Origin of the sequence: Streptomyces bambusae (genome assembly GCF_019400985.1) — a bacterium.
Taxonomy (GTDB): Bacteria; Actinomycetota; Actinomycetes; order Streptomycetales; family Streptomycetaceae; genus Streptomyces; species Streptomyces bambusae_A.
In genome coordinates this window covers 1-9,493 of record NZ_WTFF01000280.1, presented here as the reverse complement: position 1 = coordinate 9,493, position 9,493 = coordinate 1, and the positions used below count along the sequence as shown (strand labels likewise).

General features: G+C 75.9%; 8 protein-coding genes. 4 read left to right on the top strand and 4 right to left on the bottom strand.

Annotated elements, in window-relative coordinates; all coding sequences use genetic code 11:
• Nucleotides 1–210: 210 nt before the first annotated feature.
• Both GPJ59_RS28385 and GPJ59_RS28380 read right to left on the bottom strand, forming a co-directional pair.
• Nucleotides 211–2,721, bottom strand: coding sequence for an ABC transporter permease (locus GPJ59_RS28385; protein WP_219670554.1), 2,511 nt, complete (start codon nucleotides 2,719–2,721; stop codon nucleotides 211–213).
• The gene (locus GPJ59_RS28380) at nucleotides 2,715–3,533 is read right to left on the bottom strand and encodes an ABC transporter ATP-binding protein (protein WP_219670553.1); all 819 of its coding nucleotides are present in this window, start codon (nucleotides 3,531–3,533) and stop codon (nucleotides 2,715–2,717) included. The genes GPJ59_RS28385 and GPJ59_RS28380 overlap by 7 nt, the downstream gene beginning before the upstream one ends.
• Nucleotides 3,534–3,697: 164 nt before the next feature.
• On the opposite strand from GPJ59_RS28380, the gene GPJ59_RS28375 reads away from it, so the two are divergent.
• Both GPJ59_RS28375 and GPJ59_RS28370 read left to right on the top strand, forming a co-directional pair.
• Complete coding sequence (locus GPJ59_RS28375; RefSeq protein ID WP_258025043.1) at nucleotides 3,698–4,969, top strand: sensor histidine kinase; 1,272 nt, start codon at nucleotides 3,698–3,700, stop codon at nucleotides 4,967–4,969.
• Nucleotides 4,969–5,601 carry a response regulator transcription factor gene (locus tag GPJ59_RS28370; RefSeq protein ID WP_219670555.1) on the top strand — a complete coding sequence of 211 codons (633 nt, stop codon included), beginning with the start codon at nucleotides 4,969–4,971 and terminating at the stop codon, nucleotides 5,599–5,601. Before GPJ59_RS28375 ends, GPJ59_RS28370 begins: the two co-directional genes overlap by 1 nt.
• Before the next feature lie 19 nt (nucleotides 5,602–5,620).
• On the opposite strand, the gene GPJ59_RS28365 is transcribed toward GPJ59_RS28370, so the two are convergent.
• Nucleotides 5,621–6,148 (bottom strand): hypothetical protein, encoded by a 528-nt coding sequence (locus tag GPJ59_RS28365; protein ID WP_219670552.1) that lies wholly within the window; start codon nucleotides 6,146–6,148, stop codon nucleotides 5,621–5,623.
• A gap of 152 nt (nucleotides 6,149–6,300) precedes the next feature.
• Here GPJ59_RS28365 and GPJ59_RS28360 point away from each other — a divergent pair, with 152 nt between their 5' ends.
• Both GPJ59_RS28360 and GPJ59_RS28355 read left to right on the top strand, forming a co-directional pair.
• Nucleotides 6,301–6,699 carry a nuclear transport factor 2 family protein gene (locus tag GPJ59_RS28360; RefSeq protein ID WP_219670551.1) on the top strand — a complete coding sequence of 133 codons (399 nt, stop codon included), beginning with the start codon at nucleotides 6,301–6,303 and terminating at the stop codon, nucleotides 6,697–6,699.
• A 320-nt stretch (nucleotides 6,700–7,019) separates the two neighbouring features.
• Nucleotides 7,020–7,670 carry a DUF4360 domain-containing protein gene (locus GPJ59_RS28355; RefSeq protein WP_219670550.1) on the top strand — a complete coding sequence of 217 codons (651 nt, stop codon included), beginning with the start codon at nucleotides 7,020–7,022 and terminating at the stop codon, nucleotides 7,668–7,670.
• Here the strand turns inward: GPJ59_RS28355 and GPJ59_RS28350 are convergent.
• Nucleotides 7,624–9,493 (bottom strand): MMPL family transporter (locus GPJ59_RS28350; RefSeq protein WP_219670549.1); only part of this gene is annotated, 1,870 nt, incomplete at its 5' end. The genes GPJ59_RS28355 and GPJ59_RS28350 overlap by 47 nt on opposite strands.

The following is a 9,493-nucleotide window of genomic DNA, read 5'->3' as shown; positions in this document are numbered from 1 at the left end:
CGCCCGTGGTCCGGAGCCTGCGGCCGGGCCTTGCCCGTGGGCCCGGAGCCCGCGGCCGGGCTCTGCCCGTGGTCCGGGGCCCGCGGCCGGACTCCGCCCGTGGTCCGAGGCCTGCGGCCGGGGTTTGCCCGTGGTCCGGAGCCCGCGGCCGGGCTCCGCCCGTGGTTCGGGGACCTGCCCCGCGCGGGGACGCCCCGCGCGGGGCCCGGGTTACTCGCGTACGCCCGCCTGTTCCACCGCTCGCCCCCGCAGGGCCAGCGCCGCCGGGGCCACGGAGGAGGCGACGGCGAGTACCGCGCAGGCGGCCCAGGCCCAGCCCATCGCCGCCCAGGGGATCTCGATCACCGCCGGGGCCGACAGCAGGTGCAACGCGCCCCACATGCCCAGCAGGTTGAGCGCGGCGACCGCGAGTCCCGTCAGCCCGCCCACTGTCACCACCGTCAGGGCCTCGGCGCCGACCACCCGCAGGACCTGCCACCGGGTGCCCCCGGCGAGCCTCAGGACGGCCAGGTCGCGGACCCGGTCGGCGGTGGCCATGACCATCGTGTTCGCCAGCGAGATCCCGGTGTACAGCAGGGCGATGCCGAGGACGAGCAGCAGGCCCAGGCGGGTCGTGCGGTTGGTCTCCGGGTAACTCGCCCGCACCCACTGCTCCTTGGTGAGGACCCGGCCCCCCGACGGTGCCACCGCCGCGTGCAGCCCGGCCGCCACCGCGTCCGCCTCCGCCCCTGCCGCGAGTGCCACGTCGACCCGGTCGACGGTGGCGCCCGGTGCGTTGCGCGGGGTGACGTAGACCCCGTTGTTCCCGGTGCCCACGGCCATGACCGCGGCGATCCGCAGCGACTTGCGCGTCCCGTCCCCGAGCCACACCTCCACCCGCCGGTCCACCTCGTGCCGCTGCCACTCCTCGTTGACGATGATCGAGTCGTCGTCGAGGTCGCCCGCGCTGCCCGCCACGAGCGGCAGCCGGACGGTCGCGGCGAGCGGACCGGGATCGGCGGCCCGGGCCTCGGACCGGACGAGCGACACACCGTCCTCCAGCACGTGCACGGCACTCGACGCGGACGCGGACACCACCGCACCGTCCACGGCGCGCAGCCTCCGCAGCGCCTCCGCGTCGAATCCCGCCGCACCCGCGCGGGCCGTGACCACGAACGCGGCGGCCGTCCCCGCACGCGTCTCTGCGGCCTTCGCCGCGTTCAGCGTCGCCGTCGCGCCCAGCAGCGAGCCCGCCAGCGCGACCGTCACCAGCACGGGGGCCGCCACCGCGGCCGTGCGCCGTACGCCGGCGGCGGCGCTCTCGCGCACCAGCATGCCGCCCGCACCGGGCAGTTTGGCCGGCAGCCAGGCGATCAGCCGGGTCAAGGGCCGCACCAGGACCGGCGCGAGCAGCGCGACCGCGGTGATCAGCAGCATCGGCCGGCTCACGTACGTCTTGCGGTGCAGCAGGTCGCCCGGGTCGGTCACCAGGGAGACCGCCAACAGGGCAGCGGAGGCGGCCAGCAGGGCCACCCCGCACCACCGTCGTCCCGGCGTCAGCGCCTCGCGGTCCACCGACGCCTCGCGCAGCGCCTGGGCCGGGCCGGTGCGCCCCGCCCGCCAGGAGGCGGCCGCCACCCCGGACACCGCCACCGACAGGCCCGTCCAGAAGGCCAGGTGGTACGGCCAGGTCGCGTCGCCGATGGTGAACCAGCGCGGGGCGAGCCCGCCGTCGACCACCCACGCGGCCAGCCGCGGCGCACCGTACGCGCCCAGCACGCAGCCCGCGGCCGAGGCGAGGACGCCGACGGCGAGGGCCTCGGCGAGGACCATGCGCCGGACCTGCCCCGGGGTCGCCCCCGCGGTGCGCAGCAGCCCGAACTCCCGCCGCCGCTGCGCGACCTCGAAGGCGTACGTGGACGCGACGACGAAGACGGACACGAAGGCCGAGACCCCGCCGGCCGTGCCGAACAGCGCGTTCAGCGCCGCGACGGCCTCGCCGTCCCGGTCGGCGCCCCCGCCCGCGCCCCCGTCGGCGCGGTGGCGCGCGTCGCCGGTGAGCACCTGCACGCCCTCGCTGCCGCGCACCGCGTCGCGTACGGTCTCCGCCGGCGCGTCGACCACCAGTTGGAGGCTGAGCGGCGACAGTTCGGCGGCCCGCTCGTCCGTGAAGAAGACGGCGTTCTCGAAGCCGCGGCCGCCGACGGTCCCGGTGACGAGGACGGTGCCGCCGTCGGTCCGCACCCGGTCACCGGGCCCGGCCCAGTCACCGCTGACGACGACCTCGTCGGCCGCGCCCGGCGCGCGTCCCGCCGTGAGCGCGTACGGGGCGAAGGCGGCGGTCGACCACGGGTGGCCCACCAAGCCCTCCGGTGTGCCGGGTCCCCCCGGTCCGCCCGGTCCACCCGTTCCGCCCGCGGCCGTTCGTACCGGGAAGGACCGGTCCTCGACGACGGTGCCGAGTCCCTTCAGCCGGGCCACGACCTCGGCCGGTACCGGGCGCGGATGGGCGAGGGCGTGCGTCCGGCCCGCCTTCTCCCCGGGAGCCCGTACGGTGTCCGCTCCCCGGACCACGACCGGCGCGGCCGCGAACCGCTCGGGCCGCCGCTCGGGCGCATCCGCCGAGGCGGCCAGTGCCGCACCCATGACGGCGAGCAGTGCGACGCCGAGCGCGAGGGCGACGAAACTCCCGGCGAACGTGGCCCAGCGGGTGCGCAGCGTGGACAGTGCCAGGCTCAGCACGGCACGGCCTCCAGACGGGCCATGTGCCCGGCGATCTGCTCGGCCCGGGCCCCGGCCAACTCGCCGTGCACCCGCCCGTCGACGAGGAAGACGACCCGGTCGGCGTACGAGGCGGCCACCGGGTCGTGCGTCACCATGATCACGGTCTGGCCCTCGCGGTCGACCGCGCCCCGCAGCAGCTCCAGCACCTCGCGACCGGTCTGTGAGTCGAGCGCCCCGGTCGGCTCGTCGCCGAACAGCACCTCGGGGCGCGTGATCAGGGCGCGGGCCAGTGCCACACGCTGCTGCTGACCGCCCGACAGCTCGCCCGGCCGGTGCCGTGCCCGCTCGCCGAGCCCCACCCGCCGGAGCACCTCGCGGACCTCGGCCCGGGCGGGCCGGCGGCCCGCGAGCCGCAACGGGAGCGCCACGTTCTGCTCGGCGGTCAGCGCCGGCAGCAGGTTGAACGCCTGGAAGACGAAGCCGATCCGGTCGCGGCGCAGCAGGGTGAGCCCGGTCTCGCTCAGCCCGGTGAGCTCGGTCCCGCCCACGCTCACCGAACCCGACGTGGGCCGGTCGAGACCCGCCGCGCACTGCAGCAGCGTCGACTTGCCGGAACCGGAGGGCCCCATCACGGCCGTGAACGACCCCCGCGGAAAGGCGAGCGAGACCTGGGCCAGCGCCGTCACGGCCCGGTCGCCCGCCCCGTAGCGCCGGCTGACGGACCGCAGCCGGACCGCGTCGCCGTCGCGGGCACGGCCGCCGTCGCCGTCGTCGGCACGGCCGCCGTCACTTCCCCTGCCCCTGCCCCTGCCCCAGCCCCTGCCGTTCATGTGTCCCCACTTCTTTCGGTGATGTCGTCGCACCGAACGAAACCGCGCCGGGCCGCCGCGGCGCAGTGCGGCAGGGACGAGTCCCGGGGTAGGGCCAGGCATACCCCGGGACCTCGGCCCCGGCCCATGGCAGTGGCCCGCACGCTCCTCGTACGGTGATCTCCATGCATCCCCGAACCGTCTGGCAGGCCATGGCCCGGCCGGGCTTCCTGCTCTCGCCGTGGCCCTGGCGTTCGGCCGGGTACCTGCTCACCGGCGTGCTCACCGGCGCCGTCACCCTGGTGGCCCTGACCGCCCTGGCCGCCGTCGGTGCGCTCCTGGCCCCGGCCCTGGTCGGCCTGCCGCTGCTGCTCGCCGTCGCGCTCGCCGGCCTCCCGGTGGGCCGGCTGGAGCGGTACCGGCTGCGCCTGGTCGACCGGGTGCCCGCGCCGGACCCGCACCGGGTGCCGGCCGCCGCAGGCCTGTGGCCGTGGCTGCGGACCCGGCTGACGGAGCGGGCGACCTGGCGGGAGCTCGGCTGCGCGGTGCTGTCCGCCGTGCTGCTGTGGCCCGTCGACGCCCTCGTGCTCACCGCCGCCGTCCTCTGCCCGCTGGCCGCCGTGGCGACCCCGTTGCTGATGCTCACGGCCGGCCGGGGCCGCGAGGCGAAGGTGCTCAAGCTGTGGACCGTGACCACCTGGCCCGAAGCCTTCGGCGTGGCCCTGCTGGGGCTGGTCGTGCTGGCCCTGTCCGCGTACGTCCTCGGGGCCGCGGCCGGTGCCCGGGCCGGCCTCACCCGCCTCCTCGTCGCCCCGGACGACGCCGGCCTGGACGGCAGGCTCGTCGAACTCGCCACCTCACGCGCCCGGCTGGTGGACGCCTTCGAGGCCGAACGGCGGCGCATCGAGCGCGATCTGCACGACGGCGCGCAGCAGCGGCTGGTGGCGCTGACGATGACCCTCGGCCTGGCCCGCCTCGACGCGCCGCCCGGTCCCCTCGCCGACCAGCTCGCCAAGGCCCAGGAGGAGGCGGGCCGGGCCCTCGCCGACCTGCGCGAGCTCATCCACGGCATCCATCCGAAGGTCCTCGCGGACTACGGCCTCGCGGCCGCGGTCGCCGACGCCGCGGACCGTTCACCGGTGCCCGTGGACGTCGACCTCGAACTCGACGGGCGGCTGCCCGAGGCGGTGGAGGCCGCCGCGTACTTCGTGGTCTGCGAGGCGCTCGCCAACGTCGCCCGGCACAGCGGGGCCCGGCGCGCCGAGGTCACCGGCGGCCACCGCGACGGCCGACTGGTGCTGCGGGTCCGCGACGACGGCCGCGGCGGGGCGGACGTCGGCGCGGGCAGCGGGCTGACGGGCCTGGGGGACCGGGTGTCGGTGTTGGATGGCACACTCTCCCTGTCCAGCCCGCCGGGCGGACCGACCCTGCTGCAGGTGGAGATACCGTGCGCGTAGTGCTGGCCGAGGACAGCGTCCTGCTGCGGGAGGGGCTCGTCGGCCTGCTCGGCCGCTGCGGACACCAGGTGGTGGCGGCCGTCGGTGACGCGCCGTCACTGGTCGCGGCGGTCGAGGAGCACGAGCCCGACATCGTCGTCACCGACGTCCGCATGCCCCCGGGCTTCCAGGACGAGGGTCTGCACGCCGCCGTCCGGCTGCGCGAGACCCGGCCCGCGCTGCCCGTCCTGGTCCTCAGCCAGTACGTGCAGCGGTCGTACGCCTCCGAACTGCTCGACTCCGGCGACGGCTCGGGCGTCGGCTATCTGCTGAAGGACCGGGTCGGCCAGGTCGAGGAGTTCATGGACGCCCTCCGCGAGGTCGCGGCAGGCGGCACCGTGGTCGACCCCGAGGTCGTACGCCAGCTGCTGCGCCGCCGCCGTGATCCGCTGGAGCGGCTCAGCCCGCGCGAACGCGAGGTCCTGGCCCTCGTCGCCGAGGGCAGGTCGAACGCCGCCGTGGCCCGCGAACTGGTCGTCTCCGAGGCGGCCGTCGGCAAGCACATCGGCAGCATCCTCGCCAAGCTGGACCTGCCACCGGCGCAGGACTCCCACCGCCGCGTCCTGGCGGTCCTCGCCTACCTGCGCTCCTGAGGCGGGCCCGCCGGCCCGCTCACAGGGGCAGGGCGCTGCCGCAGCGCGTGCAGTAGTTGGCGTCCAGCTCGGTCGAGAGGCGGCCGCAGTCGGGGCACACCCGGTGCAGCAGGCAGGCCGGCTCGCCGCCTTCCGGCGAGGAGCCCGAGGTGGGCAAGGGGCTCGGGGGGCTCTGGAGACCCGAGGGCGGCGAGATGCCGAGCCCGGGCCGGCGCGTGTGCACCGTCAGGTACGTCATCCCGTCCGGCCCGGCCGCCAGCGAGCGCCGCGACCCCTTCGGCAGCCAGGCGACCGCGTGCCGGCCCAGCGGGTGCGGACCGTCCTCGGCGTGCAGCGTCCCCGAGCCGGCGAGGACGACGAGCATGACGTCCAGGACCTGCTCGGCGTGCTCGCCGACGGCCGCGTCCGGCCGGAGCCGGATCACGTTGGAGTCGAGGTCGCGCCGGGTTCCGGTCAGCCGCCACAGGGCGCCGGCCGCGTCGGCCGGGGCGTCGGCGATCACCGGGTCGAGCTCCGTCAGGACCTCGGCGAGGGGCGGGTGCGTCATGGTCCTGGTCCTCCGGGGCGGGCGGGCGGTGCGGATCCGGGGCGTGCAGAGGCAGTCATACACGATCAGGCCCGCTCCGACAGCCGTGATCCACGATCGAGTGCGCCTCCTGCGGCAACCGGACGCACGGGCAGACGTGTTACCGTCCCGCCATGTCCAAGCCCGAGATAGACGAGGTGACCGCCGAGTTCTTCGGCGCTTTCGACAACCGCGGCGGCAAGCAGGCCGATCTGGACCGCCTCCGCCGGCTGCTCCTGCCGACCGGCGTGATCGTCAAGACCGGCCCGGACTTCACGGTCTACGGGGTGGACGAGTTCATCGAGCCCCGCCGGAAGCTGCTGAACGACGGCCGGCTGCTGGAGTTCGCCGAGTGGGAGACCTCGGAACGGACCGAGATCGCCGGGGACATCGCCTCGCGCTTCGGCGAGTACCGCAAGTCCGGGATCCTCGACGGCGAGCCCTTCGAGGGCGGCGGTACCAAGACCATCCAGTTCGTCCGCACCGCGGACGGCTGGCGGATCGCCGCCTTCTCCTGGTACGACCGACCCTGACCCCCGGAGCTGCGGGCACCGGCCCCCGAGCCCGGAGCTCCTCCCCGGAGCCCTTCCCCGGCGCCCCCGCCGAAAGCGCCCCGCGCCCTCGAAGCGCCCCCGCCCCTGCCCGAAAGTCGCCCCTGCGCGCCCGGGCGGCGCGATTGGCCGGAACGGCGCCTTGGTTCGTGCCCCCGCGGGTTCCTACGCTTTGCGCACCCGGCCCTCGCGGCCCGGGTGGCTCCGCCGGCTACCCACCCCCCACCCACCACCCCTTCCCGCGGTGCGCCGGCCCCTGCCCGCGCGCCGCTTCCCTAGCCGAAGCAGTGGATTGGAGCATCATGGCCGGTGGCATGTTGGTGGGCGGCGCGATCGCCGCATTGCTCACCACCGCCCTGCCCGCACAGTCCAGCCCCACGTCGATCGTCGACCCGCCCCCGGACCGGATCGTGATCGACGTCGCGACCGTCAACGGCTCCGGCTGCCGCCAGGGCACCGCGGCCGTCGCCGTGTCCCAGGACAACACCGCCTTCACCGTCACCTACAGCGACTACCTCGCGCAGGTCGGCGGCGGCGCCCCGCCCACCGCGGCGCGCCGCAACTGCCAGCTCAACCTCGTCGTGCACGTGCCCCACGGCTTCACGTACGCGATCGCCAGCGCCGACTACCGCGGCTACGCCTCCCTCGCGCCGGGCGCGAGGAGCGTCGAGAAGGCCTCGTACTACTTCCAGGGCTCGTCGCAGACCGCCGCCCGTACGCACAACTTCGCCGGTCCGTACCAGGACAACTGGCAGGCCACCGACTCGACCGACTGGGCACAGCTGGTGTGGGCGCCCTGCGGGGTGCAGCGCAACTTCAACATCAACACCGAACTGCGCGTCGACCGGGGCAGCTCGGCCCCCGGCGCCACCAGCTACATGACCATGGACTCCACCGACGGCGACATCAGTACCGTCTACCACCTGGCCTGGAGGGAGTGTCCCAAGCGCTGACGAGCTCCGGCCGGGCCGCGCCGTGCGCGGCCCGCTGCCGCCGCAGTGGCCGCGGCCCCCACCAGTTGGCGTCGCGCAGCAGCGTCATCGTGGCCGGGACCAGCAGACAGCGCACCAGCGACGCGTCGACCACGACGACGATCGCGAGGGCGACCGCCAGCTGTTTGACGACCGTCAGCTCGCCCGTGGCGAACCCCGCGAACACGACGCACATCAGGGCCGCCGAGGAGCTGATGATCCGGGCGGACCGCTGGAGCCCGGCCTCGACCGCCCGGTCGTTGCCGACCCCGGCCTCGTACAGCTCCTGGATCCGGCACAACAGGAACACCTCGTAGTCCATGGACAGGCCGAAGGCCAGCGCGAAGACGACGACCGGCAGCCAGTACCCCAGCCCGCCCAGGGTGTGCACCCCGAGCAGGCCCGCGCCCCACCCGTCCTGGAAGACCAGCACCAGCGCCCCGAACGACGCCCCGAGGGAGAGGGTGTTCATCGCCATCGCCTTCAGCGGCAGCAGCACCGAACCGGTCATCAGCAACAGCAGCACACCGGTCGTCAGCGCGATCAGCGCGGCCGCGCGGGGCGCGTGACCTGCCACCTCGGCCCGGAAGTCGATGTCCACGGCGCTGCGCCCGGTGACCCAGACGGGGTACCCCGCAGGCCGCTCGTCCCGCAGCTCGTGGACGAGCCGCTCCGCGGGCTCCTGCCCGGGTCCGGCCACCGCCGCGATCCGTACGAGGGCCAGCCCCGGGGCCGCGGCGCCGGCCCGGCCCACCTCCTCGACCTCCGGCCGGCCGGCGAACCGGTCGGCCCACCCCTGCAATCGGCCCGGCTCGGTACGCGCCACCACGACCACCGCGTCGGGCCGGTGCTGGGGGAACCGCTCCGCCACCAGGTCGGCGTACCGGCGCGCCTCGGCCGTCGGCGGCAACTGCTGCTCCCCGACCGGGCTGACCAGGTGCACGTGCAGGAACGGCGTGGCGCAGGCGAGCAGGGCCGCGCCGACGCCGAGCACGACCGCCACGGCGTGCCGCCGCGTCCACAGGGCGAGCCGCGCGAACGCGCCGTCGTCCTCCGGGCGTCCCGCGGCGAGGACCCCAGAGGTCCCAGGGACCCGGGACGAGCCGATCCGGTCCGGGAAAGCCGCCAGCAGCGCGGGGGTGAGAGTCAGCGCCGTGGCCAGCGAGAGCGCCACCGTCCCCGCCGCGGCCAGGCCGATCGCCGCGTAGAAGTCGCTGGGGAAGGCGGCGAGTCCGCACAGCGCGGCGGCCACCACCAGCGCCGCGAAGCCGACCGCCCGCCCGGCGGTCGCCATCATCCGGGCCACCGCCTGCGGCGCCGGCCGCCCCGCGGCACGCTCCTCCCGGAACCGGCCCACCATCAGCAGCGAGTAGTCGACGGCCAGGCCCAGCCCGAGCATCGTGGTCGTCGACAGGGCGGGTGAGGACAGGTCGTACCAGCGGGACAGCAGGAGCAGCCACAGCATGCCCGTGACCACCGTGCCCACGGCCGCCAGCACCGGCACGGAGGCCGCCGCGAGCCCGCCGAACAGCACGTAGACCACCACCAGCGTCACGGGCAGCGTGATCAACTCGCTGCGCCGGGTGTCCGCGACCGACCGGGCGGCCACGGCCCGCCGGGCGAGCTCGCTGCCGCCGAGCGTCACCTCCGCGCCCGGCACGGCGTCGGCGATCCTCCGCAGCCGGGACTCGACCGCGGCGAGCGACTGCTCCCGCGCCCCCTCGGGGAGGTCCCGCGCGAGCCGTACGGAGACCAGCGCGGCCCCACCGTCGGCGGAGACGGCGGGATCCGGCCGGGGCGCGCCG

Excerpts from the sequence above, each read along its gene's own strand:
- GPJ59_RS28380 (WP_219670553.1), bottom strand. The coding sequence starts at position 3,533 with ATGAACGGCAGGGGCTGGGGCAGGGGCAGGGGCAGGGGAAGTGACGGC.
- GPJ59_RS28375 (WP_258025043.1), top strand. The coding sequence starts at position 3,698 with ATGCATCCCCGAACCGTCTGGCAGGCCATGGCCCGGCCGGGCTTCCTG.
- GPJ59_RS28365 (WP_219670552.1), bottom strand. The coding sequence starts at position 6,148 with ATGACGCACCCGCCCCTCGCCGAGGTCCTGACGGAGCTCGACCCGGTG.
- GPJ59_RS28360 (WP_219670551.1), top strand. The coding sequence starts at position 6,301 with ATGTCCAAGCCCGAGATAGACGAGGTGACCGCCGAGTTCTTCGGCGCT.
- GPJ59_RS28355 (WP_219670550.1), top strand. The coding sequence starts at position 7,020 with ATGGCCGGTGGCATGTTGGTGGGCGGCGCGATCGCCGCATTGCTCACC.